The 25,303-nt window shown below is 64.0% G+C and carries 23 protein-coding genes and 1 pseudogene; 13 read left to right on the top strand and 11 right to left on the bottom strand.

Going from position 1 to position 25,303, the window contains the following annotated elements; genetic code table 11:
- Positions 1-134 precede the first annotated feature (134 nt).
- On the top strand, positions 135-1,706 hold the full coding sequence (locus NKI31_RS06675) for an ABC transporter permease (RefSeq protein WP_023685328.1): 1,572 nt from the start codon (positions 135-137) through the stop codon (positions 1,704-1,706).
- The gene (locus NKI31_RS06680; protein ID WP_352650898.1) at positions 1,703-2,785 is read left to right on the top strand and encodes an ABC transporter ATP-binding protein; all 1,083 of its coding nucleotides are present in this window, start codon (positions 1,703-1,705) and stop codon (positions 2,783-2,785) included. Before NKI31_RS06675 ends, NKI31_RS06680 begins: the two co-directional genes overlap by 4 nt.
- 35 nt (positions 2,786-2,820) lie before the next feature.
- Here the strand turns inward: NKI31_RS06680 and NKI31_RS06685 are convergent, their stop codons facing one another.
- From NKI31_RS06685 to ugpB, 4 genes and pseudogenes are all read right to left on the bottom strand, one after another.
- A complete protein-coding gene (locus NKI31_RS06685) occupies positions 2,821-3,882 on the bottom strand; it encodes a sn-glycerol-3-phosphate import ATP-binding protein UgpC (RefSeq protein WP_023673333.1) in 1,062 nt (353 codons plus the stop codon).
- 7 nt (positions 3,883-3,889) lie between these two features.
- Complete coding sequence (ugpE, locus tag NKI31_RS06690; RefSeq protein WP_023737453.1) at positions 3,890-4,738, bottom strand: sn-glycerol-3-phosphate ABC transporter permease UgpE; 849 nt, start codon at positions 4,736-4,738, stop codon at positions 3,890-3,892.
- A 9-nt stretch (positions 4,739-4,747) separates the two neighbouring features.
- Positions 4,748-5,632 (bottom strand): sn-glycerol-3-phosphate ABC transporter permease UgpA, encoded by an 885-nt coding sequence (gene ugpA, locus NKI31_RS06695; RefSeq protein WP_023685330.1) that lies wholly within the window; start codon positions 5,630-5,632, stop codon positions 4,748-4,750.
- 70 nt (positions 5,633-5,702) lie between these two features.
- Positions 5,703-7,012: pseudogene (gene ugpB / locus NKI31_RS06700) on the bottom strand (sn-glycerol-3-phosphate ABC transporter substrate-binding protein UgpB).
- Between the two features lie 477 nt (positions 7,013-7,489).
- Here ugpB and NKI31_RS06705 point away from each other — a divergent pair.
- Positions 7,490-9,937: a bifunctional diguanylate cyclase/phosphodiesterase gene (locus NKI31_RS06705; protein WP_352650900.1), complete on the top strand. Its 2,448-nt coding sequence runs from the start codon at positions 7,490-7,492 to the stop codon at positions 9,935-9,937.
- Here NKI31_RS06705 and tlpA read toward each other — a convergent pair.
- The gene (gene tlpA, locus NKI31_RS06710; RefSeq protein ID WP_023737451.1) at positions 9,934-10,626 is read right to left on the bottom strand and encodes a thiol:disulfide interchange protein TlpA; all 693 of its coding nucleotides are present in this window, start codon (positions 10,624-10,626) and stop codon (positions 9,934-9,936) included. The genes NKI31_RS06705 and tlpA overlap by 4 nt on opposite strands.
- Positions 10,627-10,660: 34 nt before the next feature.
- Here tlpA and argH point away from each other — a divergent pair, with 34 nt between their 5' ends.
- The 3 genes from argH (at position 10,661) to lysA (ending at position 13,669) form a co-directional block, all read left to right on the top strand.
- On the top strand, positions 10,661-12,061 hold the full coding sequence (gene argH, locus NKI31_RS06715) for an argininosuccinate lyase (RefSeq protein ID WP_352650903.1): 1,401 nt from the start codon (positions 10,661-10,663) through the stop codon (positions 12,059-12,061).
- 68 nt (positions 12,062-12,129) lie between these two features.
- Positions 12,130-12,336, top strand: a complete 207-nt coding sequence (locus tag NKI31_RS06720; protein ID WP_352650906.1) for a hypothetical protein — start codon at positions 12,130-12,132, stop codon at positions 12,334-12,336.
- A 64-nt stretch (positions 12,337-12,400) separates the two neighbouring features.
- Positions 12,401-13,669 carry a diaminopimelate decarboxylase gene (gene lysA / locus NKI31_RS06725; RefSeq protein WP_352650908.1) on the top strand — a complete coding sequence of 423 codons (1,269 nt, stop codon included), beginning with the start codon at positions 12,401-12,403 and terminating at the stop codon, positions 13,667-13,669.
- Positions 13,670-13,689: 20 nt separating this feature from the next.
- On the opposite strand, the gene NKI31_RS06730 is transcribed toward lysA, so the two are convergent.
- Positions 13,690-13,992 carry an ArsR/SmtB family transcription factor gene (locus NKI31_RS06730; RefSeq protein ID WP_352650911.1) on the bottom strand — a complete coding sequence of 101 codons (303 nt, stop codon included), beginning with the start codon at positions 13,990-13,992 and terminating at the stop codon, positions 13,690-13,692.
- Between the two features lie 50 nt (positions 13,993-14,042).
- Here NKI31_RS06730 and NKI31_RS06735 point away from each other — a divergent pair, with 50 nt between their 5' ends.
- The 3 genes from NKI31_RS06735 to NKI31_RS06745 all read left to right on the top strand — a co-directional run bounded on the left by NKI31_RS06735 (position 14,043) and on the right by NKI31_RS06745 (position 18,134).
- Positions 14,043-14,984, top strand: a complete 942-nt coding sequence (locus NKI31_RS06735) for a threonine/serine dehydratase (protein WP_352650913.1) — start codon at positions 14,043-14,045, stop codon at positions 14,982-14,984.
- Positions 14,985-15,120: 136 nt separating this feature from the next.
- On the top strand, positions 15,121-17,709 hold the full coding sequence (locus NKI31_RS06740; protein WP_352650916.1) for a TIGR02302 family protein: 2,589 nt from the start codon (positions 15,121-15,123) through the stop codon (positions 17,707-17,709).
- A gap of 41 nt (positions 17,710-17,750) precedes the next feature.
- Positions 17,751-18,134 (top strand): glyoxalase superfamily protein, encoded by a 384-nt coding sequence (locus tag NKI31_RS06745; RefSeq protein WP_352650919.1) that lies wholly within the window; start codon positions 17,751-17,753, stop codon positions 18,132-18,134.
- Here the strand turns inward: NKI31_RS06745 and NKI31_RS06750 are convergent.
- Complete coding sequence (locus NKI31_RS06750) at positions 18,118-18,981, bottom strand: LysR family transcriptional regulator (protein ID WP_023701399.1); 864 nt, start codon at positions 18,979-18,981, stop codon at positions 18,118-18,120. The genes NKI31_RS06745 and NKI31_RS06750 overlap by 17 nt on opposite strands.
- 226 nt (positions 18,982-19,207) lie before the next feature.
- Here NKI31_RS06750 and NKI31_RS06755 point away from each other — a divergent pair, with 226 nt between their 5' ends.
- Positions 19,208-20,158 (top strand): DMT family transporter, encoded by a 951-nt coding sequence (locus NKI31_RS06755; RefSeq protein WP_023673317.1) that lies wholly within the window; start codon positions 19,208-19,210, stop codon positions 20,156-20,158.
- A gap of 6 nt (positions 20,159-20,164) precedes the next feature.
- Here NKI31_RS06755 and NKI31_RS06760 read toward each other — a convergent pair whose 3' ends face one another.
- The 3 genes from NKI31_RS06760 to NKI31_RS06770 form a co-directional block, all read right to left on the bottom strand.
- On the bottom strand, positions 20,165-20,536 hold the full coding sequence (locus tag NKI31_RS06760) for a response regulator (protein WP_023673316.1): 372 nt from the start codon (positions 20,534-20,536) through the stop codon (positions 20,165-20,167).
- Between the two features lie 64 nt (positions 20,537-20,600).
- Positions 20,601-21,143, bottom strand: a complete 543-nt coding sequence (gene hpt / locus NKI31_RS06765) for a hypoxanthine phosphoribosyltransferase (protein ID WP_023673315.1) — start codon at positions 21,141-21,143, stop codon at positions 20,601-20,603.
- A gap of 24 nt (positions 21,144-21,167) precedes the next feature.
- Positions 21,168-21,803, bottom strand: coding sequence for a hypothetical protein (locus tag NKI31_RS06770; RefSeq protein ID WP_352650923.1), 636 nt, complete (start codon positions 21,801-21,803; stop codon positions 21,168-21,170).
- 173 nt (positions 21,804-21,976) lie between these two features.
- Between NKI31_RS06770 and ftsE the strand changes: the two genes are divergently transcribed.
- From ftsE to NKI31_RS06785, 3 genes are all read left to right on the top strand, one after another.
- Positions 21,977-22,636, top strand: a complete 660-nt coding sequence (ftsE, locus tag NKI31_RS06775; protein ID WP_023685344.1) for a cell division ATP-binding protein FtsE — start codon at positions 21,977-21,979, stop codon at positions 22,634-22,636.
- The gene (locus NKI31_RS06780) at positions 22,629-23,618 is read left to right on the top strand and encodes a cell division protein FtsX (RefSeq protein ID WP_023673312.1); all 990 of its coding nucleotides are present in this window, start codon (positions 22,629-22,631) and stop codon (positions 23,616-23,618) included. Before ftsE ends, NKI31_RS06780 begins: the two co-directional genes overlap by 8 nt.
- Positions 23,619-23,751: 133 nt before the next feature.
- Positions 23,752-24,471: a YdcF family protein gene (locus tag NKI31_RS06785; protein WP_023748503.1), complete on the top strand. Its 720-nt coding sequence runs from the start codon at positions 23,752-23,754 to the stop codon at positions 24,469-24,471.
- Positions 24,472-24,569: 98 nt separating this feature from the next.
- Here the strand turns inward: NKI31_RS06785 and NKI31_RS06790 are convergent, their stop codons facing one another.
- Positions 24,570-25,202 carry a pyridoxamine 5'-phosphate oxidase family protein gene (locus NKI31_RS06790; protein ID WP_023711719.1) on the bottom strand — a complete coding sequence of 211 codons (633 nt, stop codon included), beginning with the start codon at positions 25,200-25,202 and terminating at the stop codon, positions 24,570-24,572.
- Between the last annotated feature and the right edge of the window lie 101 nt (positions 25,203-25,303).

Consider the following 25,303-nt stretch of genomic DNA (forward strand, 5'->3'; position numbering starts at 1 on the left):
GCAACGATTGCGCTCCTGCCGGACTTTCCGCAGGAGCGCTCTGTTTTCGAGATGGCATTGTCCATGACGACACATTGCGTTTCCGGCCGCGCCTGCGGCGCCCCCGCCCCGGCGGCAGTGGCGCGGTCGAGCTGATGCAAACTGCGGTCGATCTCGCACGTTCAGGCCAGACAGTCGGGCGGTCCCGCCGGAAGCCCATGTCCTGGATCGCGCTTGTCGCCATAATCGTCTCGCTGCTGTCGCTGCTGCCGCTGGCGTTCATCATCTGGATCGGCGTGCAGATCGGCTGGGACACTGCTTCGGCCCTGGTCTTCCGGCCGCGCGTCGGCGAACTTCTGGTCAACACCGTGCTTCTGGTGGCGCTCACCGTGCCGATCGCCACCGTGCTGTCGGTGACGCTGGCATGGCTGACCGAGCGCAGCGACCTGCCAGGCGCCCGCCTCTGGGCCTGGCTGTCGGTAGCGCCGCTTGCCATCCCCGCCTTCGTGCACTCCTATGCCTGGATTACCCTGGTGCCGGGACTGCATGGCCTGTGGGCCGGCGTGCTGGTGTCGGTCCTTGCCTATTTCCCATTCCTCTATTTGCCACTAGCGGCCGCATTGCGCCGGCTGGATCCCGCCCTGGAAGATGCGGCCGCAGCGCTTGGCCTCGGACCATGGCGCGTGTTTTGGCGCGTCGTGCTGCCGCAGCTCAGGCTCGCCATTTGCGGCGGTGCGCTGCTGGTTGGACTTCATCTGCTTGCCGAATATGGCCTCTATGTCTTCATCCGCTTCGACACTTTCACCACCGCGATCGTCGACCAGTTCCAGTCGACCTTCAACGGCCCCGCCGCCAACATGCTGGCCGGCGTCCTGGTGACATGCTGCTTCGTGCTGCTCGCTCTGGAGGTGCTGGTGCGCGGCGAAGAGCGCTATGCCCGCGTCGGCTCAGGCGCGGCGCGCCACCGGCAGCGCTCGAGGCTCGGGCGCGCCACGCTGGCTTGCCTGGCTCTGCCTGCCGTCACCACGCTGCTCGCCATCGGCGTGCCCTTCGTCACCATCGGCCGCTGGCTGGTCGCCGGCGGCGCCGATGTCTGGCGTTTGGACGAGATCGGCCTGGCGCTTGGCCAGACACTGTTCCTGGCGCTGGCCGGCGCCTTGCTTGCGACCATCGCCGCCATGCCGATGGCCTGGATCTCGATCCGCGCGCCGGGACCGCTGCAGCGGCTGCTCGAAGGCTGCAACTACATTGTCGGTTCGCTGCCCGGCGTGGTCATCGCGCTGGCCTTGGTCACCATTACCGTGCGCATCGCCATGCCGCTCTACCAGACGCTGTTCACAATCCTGGTCGCCTATGCCCTGATGTTCCTGCCGCGCGCCTTGATCAGCCTCAGAGCCTCGATCGCACAGGCGCCGGTCGAGCTCGAACGCGCCGCCGCCAGCCTTGGCCGGCCGCCGCTGAAGGCGCTTTGGTCGACAACGATTCGCCTGTCGGCGCCGGGGGCTGCGGCCGGCATGGCGCTGGTCGCGCTCGGCATCATGAACGAGCTGACCGCCACCCAGATGCTGGCGCCCAACGGCACGCGCACGCTGGCCATGGCGTTCTGGTCCTATAGCGGCGAGATCGACTATGCCTCCGCCGCCCCTTACGCCTTCATCATGGTGGCGATGTCGCTGCCGCTGACCTGGCTGCTCTATGTCCAGTCGAAACGGATGGCCGGGCGATGAGCTTTCTCGAAATCAGTGGCCTCACCAAGCACTACGGCCCGGTCGCAGCCCTTGCCGGCATCGAGCTCAGCGCCGCAAGCGGCAGTCGCACCGCGATCGTCGGCCCGTCCGGCTGCGGCAAGACGACGTTGCTGCGGCTGATCGCCGGCTTCGAGGCGCCCGACCAGGGCCGCGTCGTGCTCGACGGCGAGGTGCTGGCCAATGGCGGCCATGCGGTGCCGGCGCACCGCCGCGGCATCGGCCTGGTGGCGCAGGATGGCGCCCTGTTCCCGCATCTCAGCATCGGCGACAATATCGGCTTTGGCATGGCCCGCGGCGAGGACCAGCGCGCCGAGCGCATCGCCGAGCTCGCCTATACCGTCGGGCTGGACAAGGCGATCCTCAAGCGCCGCCCGCACCAGCTCTCCGGCGGCCAGCAGCAGCGCGTGGCGCTGGCCCGCGCCATGGCGATGAAGCCCAGGCTGATGCTTCTCGACGAACCGTTCTCGGCGCTCGACACCGGTCTGCGCGCCTCGATGCGCAAGGCGGTCGCCGAACTACTCGAAGCCGCCGGCATCACCACCATCCTGGTCACCCACGACCAGGCCGAGGCGCTGTCCTTCGCCAGCCAGGTGGCGGTCATGCGCGACGGAAAGTTCTCTCAGATCGGCACACCGCGAGAACTCTATCTGCAGCCGAAAGACCGCATGGTTGCCGAGTTTCTTGGCGACGCCATCATCTTGCCGGCAAAGATTTCAGGCGGCTTCGCCACCTCCTCGCTTGGTCGCATAGCCGTCGACTCGAAGGAGCGGCGCGACATCGCCCGCATCATGCTGCGACCGGAGCAGGTGCAGGTAAAGCGCACGTCGCGCGAAGGCATGTCGGGTCCTGCGGGCACGATATTCGCCGAGGTGACGGACTCGGAATTCGCAGGCTCGATGTGCACCATTGCCGTGCGGCTGTTGAACAACCCCGATCCGCCGGACGCCGCGGCGATCGGCAGCACACCGCTGACCTTACGCAAGCCGGGAATCGACGCGCCTTCCGTCGGCGAGATCGTGCGCCTGACAGTTTCCGGCAAGGCGCATGTCTTCGCCTGAACTGCCGATGCGTCGGATTGGCGCGAGCGGCTGCGTCAATCGACTCGTTTCCCAGCATTGTCGAACCAATGCAGCTTCTCGGCCCTGGCCACGACGCGCAGTTGATCGCCGGGTTTGGCCGTGGCGCGGCCGGCCACACGCACGACGATGCGGTTGCCGCCGGCGGCACAGTGAAGAAAGCTTTCGGCTCCCACAGGTTCGACCGCCTCGACCGCCGCAGGCAGAATAAGCGCGCCGGATGATGCCTCGGCACTGAAGGTGACGTCGGCATCCTCAGGGCGGAAGCCAAGCGTGGCGGCGTTCGTAGGCGCGAAGTCAACCGTCTTGCCGTCGGTCAGCGCCGGACCAGCCGGTCCTTGCGAAAGAGGCAGAAGGTTCATCGGCGGCGCTCCGATGAAGGAGGCGACGAAGGTCGATGCCGGCTTCTCGTAGATGTCGAGCGGCGCGCCCGTCTGCTCGACCAACCCGCCATTCATGACGACGAGAATATCGGCCAGCGTCATCGCCTCAAGCTGGTCGTGGGTGACGTAGACCGAGGTGACACCGAGCGAGCGCTGCAAATTCTTGATTTCGACCCGCATCTGGCCGCGCAGTTTGGCGTCGAGGTTGGAAAGCGGTTCGTCGAACAGGAAGACTTTTGGATTGCGCACGATTGCGCGACCCATGGCCACGCGCTGGCGCTGGCCGCCGGAAAGCTCGCGCGGGCGCCGGTCGAGCAGCGCCGTGAGCTCCAGCACCTTGGCGGTCGAGCGAACCCTGCTGTCGATCTCGTCCTTGGGAGTACCCCGGTTGCGCAACCCGTAGGCCATGTTGTCGTAGACCTTCATATGTGGATAGAGCGCATAGTTCTGGAACACCATGGCGATGTCGCGCTCGGTCGGACCGATCGTGTTGACGATCTTGCCGTCGATGGCGACGGTGCCGGAAGAAATGGTCTCAAGCCCGGCGATCATCCGCAGCAGCGTGGACTTGCCGCAGCCGGACGGCCCAACCAGCACGCAAAGCTCCTTGTCGGGAATGGCGATCGAGACACCCCTCACCGCCTCGACGCCGCCGGGATAGACTTTCTTCACATCCTTCAGATCGATGGTCGCCATCAGCTTCTCACTTTTCGGTATCGACCAGTCCGCGCACGAACCAGCGTTGCATCAGCACCACGATCAGGATCGGCGGCAGTATGGCCATCATCGCGGTGACCATGACCAGATGCCATTGGGTATCGGCATCGGCGAAGGAGACCATCTTTCTAAGTGCGATGACGATGGTGTTCATGTCATTGCTGTTGGTGACGAGCAGCGGCCACAGGTACTGCGTCCAGCCATAAATGAAGAGGATGACGAACAGCGCCGCGATGTTGGTGCGCGACAGCGGCAGCAGGATGTCGAAAAAGAAGCGCCATGGTCCGGCGCCGTCGACACGCGCCGCTTCCACCAACTCACCTGGGATGGTCATGAAGAACTGGCGAAACAGAAGCGTGGCGGTGGCCGAGGCGATCAGCGGAATGATCAGGCCGGCATAGGTGTCGATCATGCCGAGATCGACCATCACCTTGTAGGTCGGCAGGATGCGCACCTCGACGGGAAGCATCAGCGTGATGAAGATCAGCCAGAAGAAGACCATCCGAAGCGGAAAACGGAAGAACACGATCGCATAGGCCGAAAGGATCGAGATGAAAATCTTCCCCACCGCGATGCCGAGCGCCATGATCGTGGTGTTGAGCAGCAATCGGCCGACACTGACGCCGCCGATGCGGCCGACACCGCCGAACAGCGCCTCGCTGTAATTGTTCCAGACCTGGTCGCCGGGCAAAAGAGGCAATGGCGGCTTGAGGATGGTCTGCAGCGTCTGCGTGGAGGCAACGAAGGTGTAGTAGATCGGGAAAGCGACGATCAGGATGCCCAGGATGAGCACGGCGTGGGCGATGAGGGCGCGAAGCGGGGACTGACCAATCATCGCTCGCGCTCAACCGTAGTGGACTTTGCGTTCCACATAGCGGAACTGGATGGCCGTGAGTGAGATGACGATGACCATCAGGATGACCGACTGCGCGGCCGAATCGCCGAGGATCAAATTGACGAAACCGTCATTGTAGACCTTGTAGACCAGCGTCTCGGTGGCCTTGCCTGGCCCGCCGCCGGTGACGGCATGAACGATACCGAAAGTGTCGAACAGCGCATAGACAGTGTTGACGACCAGCAGGAAGAAGGTCGTCGGTGCGAGCAGCGGGAAGACGATGGTCCAGAAGCGCTTCGTCTCCCCGGCGCCGTCCATGGCCGCCGCCTCTATCAACGTCTTCGGCACCGCCTGCAGCCCGGCGACGAAGAACAGGAAATTGTAGCTGATCTGCTTCCAGGCAGCCGCAGATACCAGCAGGATCATGGCTTGGTTTCCGTTAAGCAAGGGATCCCAGGCGATGCCGAGACCTCTCAAGGCGTAGGCCAGCGAACCGATCGAGGGGTTGAACAGAAACAGCCACAACATGCCGGCAATCGCCGGCGCCACCGCATACGGCCAGATCAGCAGCGTGCGATAAAGGCCTTTGCCGCGCACCACCTTCTCGGCCATGACGGCAAGCAACAGGGCCACACCCATGGCGACCATCGCGGTCGCCAGAGAGAACACCAGCGTAACTTTGATCGAGTTGAGGTAGGCCGGGTCGGCCAGCACCTTGCGAAAATTGGCGAGCCCGACGAACTTGCTCTTCAGCCCGAACGGGTCTTCCCTAAGCATCGACTGGTAGAGCGCCTGCCCGGTCGGCCAGTAGAAAAAGATCAGCGTAATGGCGAGTTGCGGCGCCACCAGCAGATAAGGCAGGGTCTTGTTGGGAAAGACGACGCGTGGAGACAGGGTGATTCCCTCGCTATTCAGGAAATCGTCCACGCGGGTCCGCGTGGACGAGGTTCAACTGACAATCGCTTCAGTTTCCGATCGCTTCCTGAATCGCCTTGTTGCCGCGTGCGACCGCGTTGTCGAGCGCCTGCTGCGCAGTCTGCTGGCCGGCCAGCATCTTCTCGAACTCCTCATTCTCGATGTCGCGCACCTGCGGCAGGTTGACGAGGCGCACGCCCTTCGAGTTCTCGGTCGGCGCCTTGCCCAGCATCTGCAGGATCGGCGTCTCACGGCCCGGGTTCTTGTCATAGAAGCCGGACTTCTTGGTCGCCTCATAGGCAGCGAGCGTCACCGGCAGATAACCCGACTTCTGATGCAGATACTCCTGCACTTCGGTCTTGGACAGGTAGGAGAAGAACGCCGCGACGCCCTTGTATTCCTCGTCCGATTTGTTGCCGAACACCCACAGGCTGGCGCCGCCCGGCGTGGTGTTCTGGGGCGCGCCCTTGGCGTCACTATCATAGGGAAGCTGGCCGATGCCGTAGTTCATGCCCGACTTGACGATGTCACCGAGACCCCCCGACGATTCGGTGAAGATGCCGCATTCTCCGGCAAGAAAGATCTGCTTGGCTTCGGATGTACGGCCGCCATATTTGAAGGTGCCGTCCTTGGCCAGGTCGGCGAGCGCCTGGAAATGATTGACGAAGATCGGCGCATTGATCTTGAGCTCGACGTCGGTTCCGGCAAGTCCGTTCTGGTTGGTGCCACAGAAACGTCATTCCAGGCAGCGAAGGCCTCAAGGTGGATCCAGGTCAACCACGTCGAGGTATAGCCGCAGGAAGCGGCGCCGCTCGCCTTGATCTTCTTGGCGGCTTCCCACACCTCGTTCCAGGTCTTTGGCGGATTGTTCACATCAAGCCCGGCCTTCTGGAAGATATCCTTGTTGTAGTAGAGGATGGGCGACGAGGAATTATAGGGGAAGGACAGCATGGTCCCGTCCGGCTTCGAATAGTAGCCGACGATGCCGGGCAAATACTGGCTCTTGTCGAAGGTCACGCCGGCGCTGGTCAGCACATCGGCCACCGGCTTGATCGCACCTTCGGCGGCCATCATGACGCCGGTACCCACGTCGAACACCTGGATGATGTCGGGCGCTTGCCCCGCACGAAAGGCAGCGATGCCGGCATTCAGCGTTTCGGGATAGGTGCCCTTGAAGACAGGGAGAATTTCATAGTCGCTCTGGCTGGCATTGAAATCCTTGGCGATCTTGTCGACCACCTCGGCATTGGCGCCGGTCATTGCATGCCACCAACTGATCTGGGTGGCGGCGAAGGCGGAGGTGGTGGAAAGCAGGGTCAAGGTGGCGGCAACACCGGCCGCAAAGCCGAACAACTTCATGTTTCATCTCCCGTTTGTCATTGGCGAAAGGGGCGCTCCCGCGAACGCAATATGTGTCGCTGATGACAATCGGACAACGGATTTGTTGCTGTTTCGTGAATTTCATACCCGGCTAACTTCGCGCCCCCTCGCTTTGCAACGAGGACAGAGAGAAATGCCAAGCCGGCTCAGCGATAGAATGGGGCATGGTGGGCCTGCAAGGATCGCCGACCGCCCAGCGATGCGTGAAGGGCCCGCGTGACAGCGCCACGCACCTGCACCGTGCGGCCGCCAAACCGGCGCTCGGCCAGATCGAGATCGGTAGAGCGGCATCGCGCCAAGCGCTGCTGTGACCCTGTCTGGAATGAGACAGGATCGCCGCAAGGTACAACCCGAAAAACCCGCTGTAGTTGTAGTTCGCATAACCGATTCTTCGTCAAGCGCGACATACTAATCAAGTGGACGGCTTGATTGCTGTGGGAGAGCAGGTGGGGCGAGATGCTGACGGTCTATAATTGTATCGTGCATGAGCACGATCTGAGACTGGTCGCACTGGCAGCGCTCATTTGCGGTATTTCTTCCTTCTCGGCGGTTAACCTGCTTCGCCATGTCGACCGCTCGAGCGAGCGCAACCGCTATACCTGGCTGATGATAGCAGCCACTTCCACCGGCTTCGGTATCTGGGCAACGCATTTCATCGCAATGCTTGCTTTTTCTCCCGGAATCCCCAACGCCTACAATACGGAGATGTCGGCGCTTTCGCTCGCCGGTTCCGTCGCCCTTACCGCCGCGGGCATGTGGATCGCCACCTTGCGCCGGGGCATCGACTACCCTCTGGTCGGCGGCGCGGTCCTCGGCGCCGGTATCGCCGCCATGCACTATATCGGCATGGCCGCCTTCGAGGTCGAAGGGCGCATCGTCTGGAACCCGCTGCTGGTCGGCGTCTCGGTGCTGACAGGCGTCACCCTCGCCGCGCTGGCGCTGCTGGTCGTGTTGCGACGGCCGTCCATGCAGGCCACAATCGCCGCCGCCATCCTGTTGACGCTGGCGATCTGCAGCCTGCACTTCATCGCGATGGGCGCGGTGTCGATCTTCCCGGACTCCTCCATCCAGATATCGCAGTTCACGGTTGAACCGGTGTCGCAGGCCTTCGCCGCCGCTGCAGTCAGCATGGCTATCCTGGTGCTTTCAGCCGCAGCATTGTGGATCGACCTGCGTTTCCGTCGTCACAAGCTCGAGGCAGAGCGCATGCACGGCCTCGCCAACGCCGCCGTCGAGGGGCTGATCGTCTGCGACGGCGCCCGCATCGTCAGCGCCAATGACAGCATCGCCGCGCTAACCGGCATGGCGCCGGAAGTGCTGAACGCGATGCTGCTTGGCGATCTCTTCGGCGAACGCACCGCGGCCGGCATGTCCGACTGCAGCGGACAGGCACAGGAAGCGGAGCTCAGAGCCCATGACGGCGCCACCATCCCCGTCGAACTTATCGCCAGGAGCATCGACTATTGCGGCAAGCGGCACAGCGTGGTCGCCGTGCGCGACATCCGCGAACGCAGGAAGGCCGAGCAGGAGATACTGCGCCTCGCCCATTTCGACCCGCTGACCGGGCTCCCCAACCGCCGCAGTTTCTCCGGCCGGCTCGAGGCCGAAATTGCCGCAATGGACCGCGGCGGCAAGGGCGGGCATCTTGCGCTGCTGCTGCTAGACCTCGACCGCTTCAAGGAAGTGAACGACCTGTTCGGGCACGGCGCCGGCGATGCCATGCTGCAGAAGGTGGCGCTATGCGCCTCCGCCGTGCTCCGCCACGGACAGATGCTGGCGCGTCTCGGCGGCGACGAGTTCGCCATCATCGCTCCGAACCTTCCCGATCCGCAGGCGGCCGGCCGCATCGCCGAGGCGGTGCTGGCGGCCATGCGCGAGGAAAACCGGCTGTCGGTCGGTGGCGGGCTGGTGTCGGCCAGCATCGGCATTGCACTTTATCCGCTCGACGCCGATGAGCCGACACTCCTGGTCAGCCACGCCGACACCGCGCTCTACCGCGCCAAGGCCGAGGGCAAGGACACCTACCGTTACTTCGAGGCCTCGATGGGCGCCGAGGCGCGAGACCGGCGCGTGATGGAGCACGAACTGCGCCAGGCCATGGCGCGCGATGAGTTTCGCCTCGTCTACCAGCCACAAAAGGAGATCAGCAGCGGGCGGATGGTCGGGTTCGAAGCGCTGATCCGCTGGCGCCATCCGCAGCGCGGCGACGTGTCGCCGGCGACCTTCATCCCGGTGGCCGAAGACAGCGGCGTCATCATCCAGATCGGCGAATGGGTGCTGGCGACGGCCTGCGCCGAGGCTGCGCGCTGGAAGAACCCTCTCACCGTCGCGGTCAATGTCTCGGCGGTGCAGCTCCACAATCCGAATTTCAGCCGCAAGGTGCATGAAGTCCTGCTCGGCTCCGGCCTGACGCCCGGCAGGCTCGAACTCGAGATCACCGAAACGGCGCTGGTCAAGGACATGCCGCGCGCGCTGGCGACCTTGCGCCAGGTGAAGGCGCTTGGCGTGCGTGTGGCGATGGACGATTTCGGAACCGGCTACTCCTCGCTGTCCAATCTCCGCGCCTTCCCCTTCGACAAGATCAAGATCGACGGCTCATTCATCAAATCAGTCGACAGCAACGGCCAGGTGGCAGCCATCGTGCGCGCCGTTCTGGGGCTTGGCCGCGGTCTCGGCCTGCCGGTTTTGGCCGAGGGCGTCGAGACGCTGGGCGAGCTGAAATTCCTCGACGCCGAGGCCTGCGAGATCGGCCAGGGCTACTATCTAGGCCGGCCGAGCCCGATCGAGGCGTTCAGCGAACTGACCGGCGTCGCGGCGCCGGCGGCACAAGAGGACGCCAGCGTCAAACAACGCGGCGGCAGCATCTTGATGCTGCCGCCGGCGGCGGCCCTGCGCTCATCCTAAGGGGCGAGTGCGGCCTCGACCAGGCGCTTGGCATCCGGTCCCGACCATTCCGCCGGTCCGTTCATATGCGCGACCAGGCAGCCTTCGCCATCGATCAGCATGGTGACGGGGAGGCCTAGCGCCAAGCCACGCGTCTTGACGTCGTTGAACAGCGCCAGCGTCGAATCGCGGTAGTAGCCGAGCGACCCGATGCCGATATCGGCGAGGAACTTCTTCGGCTTCACATCGTCGCCGGCATCGACATTGACCGCGACCACTTCGAAGGCATCGCTGCCCTTTTCCTTCTGCAGCGTATCGAGCGCCGGCATTTCGGCGCGGCAGGGCGCGCACCACGTCGCCCACAAGTTGAGCAGCACGGTCTTGCCGACATGATCGGCGATCGTCATCGGCTTGCCGTCTGGGCCGTTGAAGGCGAGGCTTTTCAGCGATTGCGGCGGATCGGCGGGCAGCAATGCCGCCACCTGGCCGGTGGCTGCGGCGGCAACCTTTTTGGCGCGGTCGCTCTTGGCGGCGCAGGCGACATCGTCCTTGCTGTTGCCCGCGCCGGCCGCAGGTGCGCTGCCGGTGGCTGCGTTGTTGCCAGACCCGCTCTCGCTGACATATACCGCGACCGCGCCGGCCAGCACGCCCGCCACCAAAGCGGCGAGGATCAGGCGCGGGGCCGGGAAGTATCTGTTACCGTCTGCCATTTTCTAAGACTGCTCCGGAGCACGGGTTATAGCGATGAGCGACAAGAAGGCCAGCAACCAGATGTGGGGCGGACGTTTTGCCTCGGGTCCGGCCGCGATCATGGAAGCGATCAACGCGTCGATCTCGTTCGACCGCAAACTTTATGCGCAAGACATAAGAGGTTCGGTCGCCCACAGCGAGATGTTGGCTGAAAGGGGCATTATTTCGGTGGCCGATCAAGAAAAGATCGCTCACGGGCTGAACACGATCCTGAAAGAGATCGAGGCCGGCACGTTCGAGTTCTCGACCCGGCTGGAAGACATTCACATGAACATCGAGGCCCGCCTCGCCGATCTGATCGGCCCGGCCGCCGGCCGCCTGCACACGGCGCGGTCACGCAACGACCAGGTGGCGGTGGATCTCCGGCTCTGGGTCAAGGACGAGTGCTTTCGCGTCGCCGAGGCGCTGAAGGGGCTGATCTCAGCCTTGCTCGACCGCGCCGAGGAGCATGCGGCGACCGTGATGCCCGGCTTCACCCACATGCAGGCGGCGCAGCCGGTGACCTTCGGCCACCATTGCATGGCCTATGTCGAGATGTTTTCGCGCGACCTGTCGCGCGTCCGCGACGCCATCGAGCGGATGGATGAAAGCCCGCTCGGCGCGGCAGCGCTTGCCGGCACCAGTTTTCCGATCGATCGCCACAAGACCGCCAAGGCGCTCGGCTTCCGCGAGCCGATGCGCAATTCCCTGGACAGCGTCTCCGACCGCGATTTCGCGCTGGAGTTTTTGAGCCTGGCGGCGATCTGCGCCACGCATCTGTCGCGGCTCGCCGAAGAAATCATCATCTGGTCGACGCCGCAATTCGGCTTCGTAAGGCTGTCGGACAGTTTCTCCACCGGCTCCTCAATCATGCCGCAGAAGAAGAACCCGGACGCCGCCGAACTGGTGCGCGGGAAGACCGGCCGCGTCACCGGTCATCTCGTCGGGCTGCTGACGGTGATGAAGGGCATGCCGCTGACCTACGGCAAGGACATGCAGGAAGACAAGGAATCCGTCTTCGACGCCGCCGAAACACTCGATTTGATGCTGGCTGCGATGACCGGCATGGTGCGCGACATGACGGTCAATGCCGCCGCCATGAAAAAAGCCGCCGGCTCGGGCCACGCGACCGCGACCGACCTCGCCGACTGGCTGGTGCGCACGCTGGGCCTGCCCTTCCGTGAGGCACACCATGTCACCGGCGGCGCGGTGGCGTTGGCCGAAGAGAAGAAGGTGAGCCTTGAAAAGCTGTCGCTGGAGGATCTGCAGTCGATCAACCCCGGCATCACGGCAGACATCTTCTCGGTTCTGGCGGTGCAGAATTCGGTGAAGAGCCGCACCAGTTTCGGCGGCACCGCGCCATCGGAGGTCAGGAAGCAGATCCGCAGCTGGAAAAAGCGCATCGCCAAGGCATGATGCCGGGGTGCAATGCGCCTAAAACTCGGTTAAAAGCGCAGCACATAGAGTTTCGGACGGATGGATCGATGACCGCGAGCAGGATTTTCGTGACGCTGACGCTGCTGACGGCGATGGCTGCCGTGACCGCTTGCGGCCGTAAGGCTGGTCTCGACACGCCCTATGAAGCGGCCGTCCAGGCCCGCAAGGACGCCGAGCGCGCCAAACAGCCGGTGCCGCCGGAGCCGGAAAAACCGGTCGTGGACAAGAAATTCATCCTCGACCCGCTGATCTAGGGCCGATGAGACCGGCTTGGTCTTTCTAACCAGGTCTCGTGCTCCAACTTCCGGAAACACTCTCGTGAACCATTTCGATTACCGCGACGGCGTGCTCCATGCCGAGGACGTGGCGATACCAGACATCGCCGCAAGCGTCGGCACGCCGTTCTATTGTTATTCGACGGCAACCTTGACGAGGCACTACCGGGTGTTCGCCGGGGCCTTTGCCGGGCTCGACACGCTGGTCTGTTACGCCTTGAAGGCGAATTCCAACCAGGCGGTGCTGCGAACGCTGGCAAAGCTCGGCGCCGGCGCCGATACCGTCTCGGAAGGCGAAATGCGCCGCGCGCTCGCCGCCGGCATCCCGGCCAGCAAGATCGTATTCTCGGGCGTCGGCAAGACCGCGCGCGAAATGGATTTTGCGCTCGAGGCCGGCATTCTCTGCTTCAATGTCGAATCCGAGCCGGAGCTTGAATTGCTGTCGGCCCGCGCCACCGCGCTCGGCAAGGTGGCGCCGGTCTCGCTGCGCATCAACCCGGATGTCGACGCCAGGACGCACAGGAAGATCTCCACCGGCAAGGCCGAGAACAAGTTCGGCATTCCCTGGCAACGAGCGCGCCAGGTCTATGCCCGCGCGGCCGGTTTGCCGGGCACCAAGCCCATCGGCATCGATACCCATATCGGCAGCCAGATCACCGAGTTGCAGCCCTTTGACGATGCTTTCGCGCTTCTGGCGGAACTGGTCGGCGCGCTGCGCGCCGATGCCCACGCCGTCGAGCATGTCGATCTCGGCGGCGGCCTCGGCATCCCCTACCGCACCGACAACAGCCCGCCGCCTCTGCCCGATGCCTATGCCGAGATCGTCAGGAAGCACCTGACAAAGCTTGGAGTGAAGGTGATGTTCGAGCCGGGCCGGCTGATCGTCGGCAATGCCGGCATCCTGGTCTCGGAAGTGATCTTCGTGAAGGAAGGCGACGCCAAGAACTTCCTCGTCGTCGACGCCGCCATGAACGATCTGATCCGGCCGACGCTCTACGATGCCTTCCACGACATCAAGCCGGTGGTGCAGCCGCCGGCCGACACGCCGCGCATGGCGGTCGACGTCGTCGGCCCGGTCTGCGAGACCGGCGACTATCTCGGCCTCGACCGTGACCTGCCCCGGCTCAAGTCTGGCGACCTCATTGCCGTCACCACCGCCGGCGCCTATGGCGCGGTGCAATCCGGCACCTACAACACCCGCCTTCTGGTGCCCGAGGTTCTGGTCGACGGCGACCGTTTCCATGTCGTACGCCGGCGCCAGACCTATGACGAACTGATCGGCCTGGATTCGGTGCCCGACTGGCTTGCATAGGAGCCGCCACGGCGGCTGCGCTACAGCCGGTTTTGGATGAGCATCCTTGTGTCGGCGATCCTGTCCTCGTCGCGGCGGTAGAACGTCCATTGCTTGATGCGCTTGGGGCGCAGCAGGCCGGCCTGGGTAAGCACGCGCATATGTTCGGAGAGCGTCGCCTGCGTAATGCCGAGCTTCTCCGCGATCAGCAGCGCGCAAACGCCGTCATCGACCAGATCGCCGTCTGCCTGGGCCGGGAAATGCGCCTGCGGATCCTTCAGCCAGTCGAGGATCTGCAGCCTGCGTTCGTTGGCGATCGCCTTGAAGACATCAACCTCTTGCATTTAGCCATTTTGCCAAGTTACTAATTGCTGTCAATCCCAAGGAGATGGTCATGACGAACGGCAACACCGTCACGCGCGAACGCATTGCCGCGATGGAACCGCGCATCCGCCGCTATATCAGGCACACGCCGGTGCTGCGCGTCGACATGGCCGATTTCGACCGGCCGCCGCTGGCGGTCGACCTCAAGCTCGAATGCCTGCAGCATTCCGGCTCGTTCAAGGCGCGCGGCGCCTTCACCAATCTGCTCGAACGGCCGGTGCCTGCGGCCGGCGTCGTCGCCGCATCGGGCGGCAATCATGGCGCCGCGGTCGCCTATGCCGCCATGCGGCTTGGCCACAAGGCGACGATCTTCGTTCCCGAAGTCAGCCCGGCGGCCAAGCTGCAGCGCATCCGCGGCTACGGCGCCGAACTGATCGTCGGCGGCGCCCGCTATGCCGAGGCGCTGGCCGCCAGCGAGGCTTTTGCTGAAAAGACCGGCGCGCTGCAGATCCATGCCTTCAACCAGGAGGAAACATTGGTCGGCCAAGGCACGCTCGGCCTCGAAATCGAAAACGATCTGCCCGACATCGACACGCTGCTGGTCGCTGTCGGCGGCGGCGGCCTGATCGGCGGCATCGCCGCCTGGTTTGCCGGCCGCATCAGGATCATCGCCATCGAGCCCGAAGGCGCGCCGACGCTGCATCACGCCTTCGAAGCCGGCCACCCCGTCGATGCGCCGGCCGAAGGCGTCGCCGCCGATTCGCTGGCGCCCAAACGCGTCGGCGAGATGATGTTCCCGATCGCCGAGGCCTTCGTCGAACGCTCCATCCTGGTCACCGACGACGCCATCATCGCCGCGCAAAAGGCGCTGTGGGAGCGGGTGCGGATCATCGCCGAGCCGGGCGGCGCAGCGGCCTTCGCAGCGCTGCTGTCCGGCCGCTACACGCCGGCGCAGGGCGAGCGGATCGCCGTCCTTGTCTGCGGCTCGAATACCGATCCGGCGAAATTCTAAACCTTGCTTCGACTGAAGTGGGACGCAAACCCGTCAAAGCTTTTCAAGTTTTCCGGAACCGCCTCGCCTTTGCCGTGTTTGCTGGTAAACTTCTGCTTGTTGAGTCCGGGCTATCCCGCCCGGGCAGGAAGGGCCGATGACGGAACGCCCCATTTCCAGTGGCGATCGCAGCCTGGCCGGGCGGCTTGCCCTGAGCCGGCTGGCGACACGGGTCTCGATGACGGTCGAGCGCGGCTGGCCGCTGCTTCTGCCGCTGCTCATCATCGCCAGCCTGTTTCTCAGCCTCTCCTGGCTCGGCCTTTTCCCCCGGCTGCCTGACATTGCGCGCATTATCCTGGTCACTGCGTTCGGTATTGCCACGCTGACGGCGCTCTATCCGCTGCGTTTCTTCAAGCTTCCATCCGCCGCTGAAATCGACCGCCGTATCGAGGCCGCCAACCAGCTGCAGCACAGCCCGGTGCTGGTGCAGACCGACCGTCCCAGCGGCAAGGAAAGCATCTTTTCCCAGGCGTTGTGGCGCGAACACCAAAAGCGCATGGCCGACAAGCTCGGCAGCCTTGGCGCCGACCTGCCGCGTACCCGCGTGCCGGAGCGCGATCCGTGGGCATTGCGTGCCGTGGCGGCGCTGCTGTTGGTCACCGCTTTTGCCTTTTCCTTCGGACCGTCCGGCGGCAGGCTGTCCGATGGTTTCAGTGCGCATGCGGCGCGCGACATCGTACCGCCGCGCATCGATGCCTGGGTGACCCCGCCGGCCTATACCGGCAAGCCGCCCATCTTCTTGACCGCGCCAGTCATCGATGGCAACGCCAAGCAGGCGGTTGCCACCTTCACCGTGCCGCAAGGCAGCGACGTCTCGCTGCGCGTGACCGGCGGCTCCGGCGAGGAAACGCTAAGCTTTGCCGACAAGGGCGGCAATGCTCGCGCCATCGACCCGTCGGGACCACAGGTGGCGGCCGTCAACGCAGCGGCGGTCAACCCCGCGACCCCCAAGCTGCGCCAGTTCACCGGCAAGCTGACCGCCGACGGCACGCTGACGCTGAAGTCGGGCGAAGCCGATCTCGGTCGCTGGGCCTTCGCGGTGATCCCCGATAAGCCGCCGACGATCCGCTTCGTCGGCGAGCCCAAGCGCGCCGTCAACGGCGCCTTCGAGCTCAACTACCAGATCGACGACGACTATGGCGCGGCCACCGCCAAGGCGGTTTTCGCGCTGGCCGATCCGGCGGCGCCCGATGCGCATCCGCTCTACGGTCCGCCTGACCTGCCGCTGGCGCTGCCGCGCCGCGGCGGCAAGGCGAACGCCGCCAAGACCACCAAGGACCTCACCGAGCACGTCTGGGCCGGCGCCAGCATCAAGCTGTCGCTTGTCGCCACCGACGATGCCGGACACACCGCGACCAGCGAGACCAAGACTATTGTGATGCCGGAGCGGCCCTTCGCCAACCCACTGGCGCGGGCGGTGGTCGAGCAGCGCCGCCTGCTGGCGCTCGACGCCAATGCCAAGCCGCGCGTGCTCGACCTGATGGACGCCATCACGCTGCGGCCCGAGGACACGTTCGACAACATGTCGCATTACCTCGCCATCATGAGCGCCCGCAGCCGGCTGAAGATGTCGGACAGCGACGATCAGTTGCGCAACGAGGTTGCCTATCTCTGGGAAATCGCGCTCGGCATCGAGGAAGGCAATCTCTCGTCCGCCGAAAAGCGGCTCCGCCAGGCCCAGCAGGCGCTGCAGGACGCCATCAAGCGCGGCGCCAGCGACGAAGAGATCGAAAAGGCGATGAAGGAACTGCGCGAGGCGATGAACGAATTCCTGCAGGAATTCGCCGAGCGCGCCAAGCAGAACCCGAACGCGCCGCAGATGCAGCAGAACGGCCGCGAGTTGCGCCAGAGCGATATCGACCGCATGATGGACCAGATCGAGAATTTGGCGAAATCAGGCGACCGCGACAAGGCGCAGGAGCTGCTGTCGCAGCTGGAAAACATGATGAACAACCTGCAGGCCGGCCGTCAGCAGCAAGGCGGCGAGCAGGACAGCGAGATGCGCCAGCAGATGGACAAGCTGGGCGAGATCATGCGCCGCCAGCAGGAGATGATGAACGACACCTACCGCATGGACCAGATGCAGCGCGGAGATAATCAGCAGCCCGGCGAAGGCAATGGCGACGACCCGGACCAGCCGGGCGTCGGCAAGGATCGCGATCCTCTCGCCCGGCCGAAGTCGATGACACCGCAGGAATTCGCCGATGCGATGAAGCAGCTGCAGGAAGGCCAGGGCCAGTTGCAGAGCGAACTCGACAAGCTGAAGAAGGGCCTGGAAGGCATGGGCATGCAACCCAATGAGGGGTTTGGCGACGCTGGCAAATCCATGGGCAATGCCGAAAAGTCGCTTGGCGAAGGCGAAGGCGACCAGGCCGTCGGCCACCAGGGTCGCGCGCTGGAAGCGCTGCGCAAGGGCGCCAAAGAGATGATGAAGCAGCTGCAGGCGATGCAGGGCGACCAGGGTGGCAGCCAGGAAGGCGGCCGCCAACAGGACGCCGGCCGCGATCCGCTGGGCCGACCACGCGCCAGCCGCGGACCCGATTTCGGCGATTCGGTGAAGGTGCCCGACGAGATCGACGTGCAGCGCGCCCGCCAGATTCTCGAGGCGATTCGCAAGCGGCTCGGCAACGCGCTCAGCCCCGACATCGAGCGCAGCTACCTCGAGCGGCTGCTGGAGCTGAAGTAGCTTCCAAGGCAACATCCGTCGAACTGAATGGTATCAGCGCCATGCCGAAACTCGGTGCCGTCACGCCCATCCTGCGCATCTTCGACATCGCCAAGGCACGCGAATTCTATGTCGACTTTCTCGGCTTCAAGGTCGAGTTCGAGCACCGCTTCGACGACAATGCGCCGCTCTACATGGGTGTAATCCGCGACGGCTGTGTCCTGCATCTGAGCGAACATCATGGCGACGGCGCGCCGGGTATAGCCATGCGCATCAAGGTCGAGGACATCGCGGCATTGCACCGCGAACTGATCGGCAAGAGATACCGCTACGCCCGGCCGGGCCTCGAACCACGTCGTGGCAGACCCGTGAAGTGTCGGTCGGCGACCCCTTCGGCAATCGCCTGCATTTCTACGAGGATGCAACAGACTAAGCCGGCCGGTTGACGAACGCCTCGCGGATCGCCTCCTGCATGCCGTCGATAGCTTCGCCTGAGGCATTTGGGCTGCGGTGCATCACCACATTCGAGGAATCGATATGGCCGAACCCGTCAGCGGCGGTGAGTTCACGACAGCCATCCGGAATATTGCTGTGCGAGATCGGCGCGATCGCCAGGCCAGAGGTGACGGCGAGCTTCAGGCCGCCGGTGGTGTCGCTGGTATAGGCGACACGGTAGGCCAGCCCACGCTGCTCAAGCGATTTGATGGCAAAGTCCTTGCACCAGCCGGCCCGGTTGTAGAGCGCGATCGGCACCGGCCGCTCCTCATGCATGTGATGCAGGCTCGATGTCACCCACACGGTCGGATCGTGCATCAGCACCTCGCCGCCGGAAGGATCCTGCCATTCGAACACCACGGCGAGGTCGAGTTCACCGGCCGCCAACGCTGCCAGCTGGGCGCCCGAATGTGCATAGCGCACGGTGACCTCGACCTTGGTGTGACGCTTCGAGAAGGCGCCGAGCGCGCGCGACAGGATGGCGTGACCATATTCCTCGGGAATGCCGATGCGCACCGGCCCGCCAAGAGGTGCCGCCGCCATCGATGCCGCCGTCTCGTCGAGCAGCGAGACGATGCGGCGGGCATTGACGATCAGCTCGCCGCCACGGCGCGTCAGCGCCACGCCGCGCGAGCCGCGTTCGAACAGGCTGTCGCCGACCAGCTCCTCGAGCTTCTTCATCTGCATCGACACCGCCGACTGGGTGCGCCCGGCCTGCTCCGCCGCCCGGGTGAAATTGCCCGCTTCGGCAATGGCGACGAAGGTGCGCAGGAGATCGCTGTCGAGGGTTGGCCGCATCGAGTCCGTCATAAGCAAATTTGATCTCTGGTATCATTCCAATTCGTTTGCAACATGTCAAACGCCGCAGCATAGTCCGCTCACCCATTGGATATGCCGCCGCGAAACCGGCTGCGGACCAATCAAAGAGTCCTCACTCATACCCGCTGCCCAAAACGGTGGCGGGTTCTTTTTACCCCATGGCCGGGCGGCTGCGGGCAGTTAAGGCAAGGGCCGGCAGAACAATATGCGCAACCGGATCGTTCTCGGCATCATCAGCCTGTGCCTTGGCGTGCTGGTGTTCTCGCTCCAGGACCCGCTGGTCAAGGCGGTGTCGGCCGGCTATCCCGTGACCGAGGTGATGTGGATCCGCTCGATCGTCGCTTTGCCGATCCTGGTCGTTCTCGTTCGCGCCGATGTCGGCCTGCGGGCCATTGTCTCGAAGCGGTTCGGCCTGCTGACGATACGCGCCTTCGTCCAGTTCTCCTCCTATACGGTCTACTATCTGGCGATCGCTGCCTTGCCGCTCGCCGACGCGGTGGCGCTCTATTTCATGGCGCCCCTGTTCATCATGGCGATAGCCGGGCCCTATCTCGGCGAGCGGGTATCCTGGCAGGCTCTCGCCACCGTGCTGATCGGCATGCTGGGCGTGGTCGTGATGCTGCGCCCGGGCGCCGGCCTGTTCGACTGGGCGGCGCTGCTTTCGTTGGGCTCGGCTTTGCTCTACGGCTTTTCACAGCTGATGGCGCGCAAGATCGGCGACACCGAATCCTCCACCGTCATGGCCTTCTACCAGAACGGCGCCTATCTGGTCGGCGCCGCTGCGGTTGCCGGCACATTCTGGCTTGCCGGCATAACCCATGCTGTCCACCCCAGCCTCGAATTCCTGGTGCGGCCGTGGGTCTGGCCGACGACCCCGGATTTCCTCAAGATGGCGGCCTGCGGCTTCGTCGCTTCGGCCGGCATGATTCTGCTGTCGCAGGCCTACAGGCTGGCGCCCGCCAACCGCGTCGCCACCTTCGAATACACCGGGATTATCTGGTCGCCGCTGTGGGGCTTCCTGTTCTTCGACGAGGTGCCGCGCTCGACCACCGCCATCGGTGCGGCGCTGATCATCGGCGCCGGTCTGCTGGCGCTCAACACCGAACGGCGCCGGAGCGCTGCGCCTGTCCTCGCCGCGTCTCAGGATGCCGCCTGAAGCGTGTCAGGCGAAGCAGGCGAGCGCCTGGTCGACCCGCGATCGGATTTCGGCCAGCGTGAAAGGCTTTTGCACGACGTCGATAATGATGCCGTTCAATTCCTCGGCGCGCTCGCGCTGGTCGGCATAGCCGGTCATCAGCAGGATCTTCATGTCAGGGAAAAGCCTGGCTGCGGCGATCGCCATCTCGATGCCATCCATTTCCGGCATGCGGATATCGGAGACGACGAGGTCGTAACCGCCGCCTGCAGCACTGACCATCGCCAGCCCTTGCGCGCCGTCGGCGGCGATATCGATCGAGTGCCCGGCGCGTTCGAGCGCGCGGGCGGCGAGGGTGCGGACGGACTCATCGTCCTCGACGATCAGAAGCTTTGCCATGGGCCGGAATTTGGCGGGCAAAAGTTGACTTTTTCTGAAAATTTGAAGCGTCGGGGGCCTTTTCTCAGGCATCGCCTTTGACGACACCGACAAACGGCAGTTCGCGAAAAGCGTGAGCGACGTCCATGCCGTAGCCGACGACGAAGTAATCGGGACAGTCGAAGCCGACATAGTCGGCGTTCAGCTCCGTCTGGCGGCGCATGCGCTTGTCCAACAGCACCGCGATGGCGCAGCTTTTGGCGCCCCGCGACAGCATCAGGTTGCGGGTGAAGGACAGCGTCTTGCCGGATTCCAGGATATCATCGATCAGCAGCACGTCGCGGCCGGCGACCTCATTGTCGATGTCGCGCAGCACCCTCACCTCGCCGCTGGTGGTGCCGGCGCCATAGCTGGAAATGAAGATGAACTCGACCTCCGGCGACAGCCCGACATCGTGCATGGCGCGGATCAAATCGGCGGCGAAGATGAACGAGCCCTTCAGCACCGAAATCACCAGCAGGTCGTGATAGTCGTGCTCGGCGATCTCCTTGGCGAGTTCGAGATTGCGCCGCGCGATCGCGGACGCCGAAAACAGGACCTCGATGTCCTTGCCGCGCACAACTGGCATCAACAACCTTTCCAGAGAAACCGACTAGCCGGCGAAGGTGACCGCCACGGCCTTGACGCCGTTTCTAGGCACATCGAGGCGGCTGGAAAAGCCGAATCTTTCGCCGGGCGCCAGAGAACGGTTGGATGTCCCCAGAGTATAGCGGGTGATGCGGCTGTCATTGCCGGTGACACGTATCTCCAGCGGCGGCAATTGTCCCGCCTTCAAACCGTCATTGACGGCCTCGCCATCCACGAACAGCACCGGGGTGGGTCCCGAGGCGTCGACACGCGAGGTGACGCCGGCAATGCTGAGTACGGCGCCCTCCTGCTGTTCGACTGACCAGAATGGCGTCTGGCGCACCAGCACGTGGCCACCCGAGACCCAGAAGGCGGCAAGCGCCGCACCGATGCCGGCAATCCAGAAGATCGGCCCGCCACGCGATGCCGGCCGCCCGGCTGACGCATCTGATTTGCGCAGCATCTCCATGCCTTCGATCGACGGCGTCGCGATGTCGCGCGCCGGCGTCGGCATGGCTTCTACACATGGGATCGGCTGCGGCAGCACCTCATAATCCGCATCGACGATGTCGGTCGCCACAGGACGCGATTCCGGTGCGACACTTGTCCCGGTCATGATTTCGCCGGAAACCGGGCGCGCGGTTCGCTGCTCAGCCATCATGGCCCCGCTGTTGCCTCTTCGTTTCTTTTGCGTAAATGGAAATGGTTAACGCTTCCCTCCGGAACCCTTGTGACGCACTCAAGAACAGCGAAAATTAACCGACGGTTAACCATGGCGGCCGATGGTCGTTGGACAGAAAGGGCTGGCACGCCGCCGCCCTCAGGTCGTCGCACGTGATCCGCTTCGAAAATGTCGGCCTCCGCTATGGCATGGGTCCGGAAATCCTCCGCGACATCTCCCTGCACATTCCGGAGAGCTCCTTCCAGTTCCTGAGCGGGCCCTCCGGCGCCGGCAAGACGACGCTGCTGCGCCTTCTGTTCATGTCGCTGAAGCCGACACGCGGGCTGATCACCATCTTCGGCAAGGACCGCTCGCGCATCTCGCGCGCTGAACTGCCGCATCTCAGGCGCCGGATCGGCGTGGTGTTCCAGGATTTCCGCCTGCTCGACCACATGACCACCTATGAGAATGTCGCTCTGCCGCTGCGCGTGCGCGGCCGCGAGGAAGCGAGCTACCGCACCGACGTCACCGAACTTTTGAAATGGGTTGGCCTGGGCGAGCGCATGCATGTGCTGCCGCCGGTCCTTTCGGGTGGCGAAAAGCAGCGCGCGGCAATCGCCCGGGCCTTGATCGAACAGCCCGAAATCCTGCTTGCCGACGAGCCGACCGGCAATGTCGACCCGCCGCTGGCACGCCGGCTGCTCAGGCTGTTCATCGAGCTCAACCGGCTCGGCACCGCTGTGGTGATCGCCACTCACGATCTCGGCCTGATGGAACAGGTCGACGCGCGCCGCATGATCCTGGCCGGCGGAAGGCTGGATATTTATGACTGAGCTATCGGCCGAACAGCTGCATGAAGACGCCGCCGAGCCCGCAACGACGACGCAGCGCGTCCAGCGCCGCATGGCGCCGATCGTGCCGGCGCAGAATATTGCCGGCCGCGCCTTGGTGCTGGTCATCGCCATCATGACCTTCCTGTCCTGCCTGACTTTCGGCGCCGTCACGCTGGTGCGCGACACTGCCTCGGTCTGGGAAAACCAGATCTCGCGCGAGGCGACGATTCAGATCAAACCGGTCGACGGCCTCGACATGGAGGCAGCCCTTGCCCAGGCCTCGCAGATCGTCGGCGAATTCCCCGGCGTGAAGGAAACCCGGATCATCGATCGCGACGCCACCGCGCGTCTGTTGGAGCCATGGCTGGGCTCGGGTCTGAATATCGACGAATTGCCGGTGCCGCGCCTGATCATCGTCACCATCGACGAGACCAGTCCGCCCGACTTTAGCGCCATCCGTGCGGCGCTCACGCCCAAGCTGCCGAGTGCTTCGCTCGACGATCACCGTACATGGGTCGACCGGCTGGTCGCCATGGCCCGCACCACGGTCACCATCGGCATCGCCGTGCTGGTCCTGATGCTGTCGGCGACGGTGCTGACCGTAGTGTTTGCGACGCGCGGCGCTATGGCGGGTAACGGCCATATCATCGAAGTGCTGCATTTCGTCGGCGCCGAGGCGCGCTTCATCGCGCGTGAATTCCGCTGGCATTTCCTGGTCACCGGGATGAAGGGCGCGGCCGCCGGCGGCGCAGCCGCGATCCTGGTTTTCATCGTCTTTTCCTGGTGGTCGTCGCGCAACATGGCAACGCCGCAGGCCGACCAGGCCACCGCTTTGTTCGGCAATTTCGCCATCGGATCGGCAGGCTATCTCGGCGTCGGCCTGATGGTGCTGGTGATCGGCGGACTGACGGCGGCGACCTCGCACGCCACCGTCGTCGCCTATCTCAGCGACATCGATGTCCGCCAGCCGGATGCGGGGTGAACCGTGAGGGCAGAAGCGAAAACAGTTCGGGGGCAAGGACAGGAATGGAAGGGACGATCACGGATCGAAAACCGACGTAACGCAATGTGCGCTTTTTTCCTTACCAAAAAGGCATTTCAGGATTAACCATAGGATGATGAACGCGCGGGAGTCGACCGGAACGGCTGGACAGATGCCAGTGGTGCGTTCGCGTATGCGCACCGGGCTGGGCCGTTTGCGCACCGCCCTGCGTCTCGCCTCCCTCTGTCTACTGCTGCTGGTGGCCCTGTTTGCCGGTGGCTTCGGCTGGTTCGCCAGCAAGGTCAGCCACATGACGACCCCGACCAACCCGGCCAAGGCCGATGCGATCATCGTCTTGACCGGCGGTCAGGCCCGCCTCGACGCAGCACTCGATCTGCTTGCCTCCGGCAAGGGCGAGCGGCTGCTGATCTCAGGCGTGCATCCCTCTGCCAGCCGCCGCCAATTGCAGGCTGCTACCGGCGGCGACAAGGCGCTGTTTTCCTGCTGTGTCGACATCGACCGCGCCGCGCTCGACACGATCGGCAATGCCGAGGAAAGCGCTAAATGGGTGGAGAGCCACGCCTATGGCAGCGTCATCCTCGTCACCAACAATTACCACATGCCGCGCAGCCTGCTCGAGATGGGCCGCCTGCTGCATGGCGCCAGGCTTGAACCCTATCCAGTGGTCAACACCAATCTGGACAATGGCGACTGGCTGACCAAGCCGGAAGCGCTACGCGTGCTTCTGACCGAATACAGCAAATACCTGCTGGCGCTTGCGCGCGGCGTCGTCCCGGTCCGCCAGACCGCCGACAGCGTCGCACTGGCCGAGGTTTCGACCGCCAAGGACTAAAGCAATTCCAGGAAAAGTGTGTAGCGGTTTTCCCGGGAAAAGCACGTACGCTTTCCCTTGGGAATTGCGTCCAGACAGACGACTCTGACGGCGCTCGATTACCCCTTGGCCGTGCCGTCTTCCGCGCCACGCAGCCGCGCAATCTCCTGTTCGAGGCTTTCAATCCGCTTGTCGCGTTCGGCGAGTGCGGCCGCGACATCGGCGGCCTCGAATCGCTGCGGAATGTGTTGCGGGCAATTGGCATCCCAGGCCGAGACGGTGAACAAGATGACCTGCTCGGGGCGCGCCTTGTAGTCCTGCGGCATCAGCCTTGCCAGAAGATCGGCATCGTCCTCGACGACGCGCGCCGTGCCCCAGATCTTGACGCGCTGGCGATGCGCATAGTCGATCAGGAACAGGAATGCCTGGTTGTTGTCGGCGAGATTCCCTTGCGTGATGAACTGCCTGTTCCCGGAGAAATCGGCGAAGCCGATGGTCTTTTCGTCCAGCACCTTGAGGAAGCCGGCTGGCCCGCCGCGATGCTGGATATAGGGCTGACCCTCGCCATTTGCGGTCGACAGGAAGACGCTGGTCTGCGCCGCGATGAAGTCGGCGAGGTCGGGCGTGATATGGGCGCGCCATCCGCCGCGCTCCTCGGCGCTGGCATAGCCCTTGCGCGAACCTTTGCGGGTCTGGATCGCCTTGACCGTCGGCGTGAAGGCGACATCGCTGGTGAAAGTATGAGCATTCATGGAAGCCTCCGCGGGGCCGAAACACGGCCATTGTACGCGAAGAGGTAGGTCCTTCCATGTTTTGGATGTAGATGGCATAGTTGCAAGCTATCCTTCCAATT

The organism is Mesorhizobium sp. M0659 (assembly GCF_040320605.1).
In the GTDB taxonomy this organism is placed as follows: Bacteria; Pseudomonadota; Alphaproteobacteria; order Rhizobiales; family Rhizobiaceae; genus Mesorhizobium.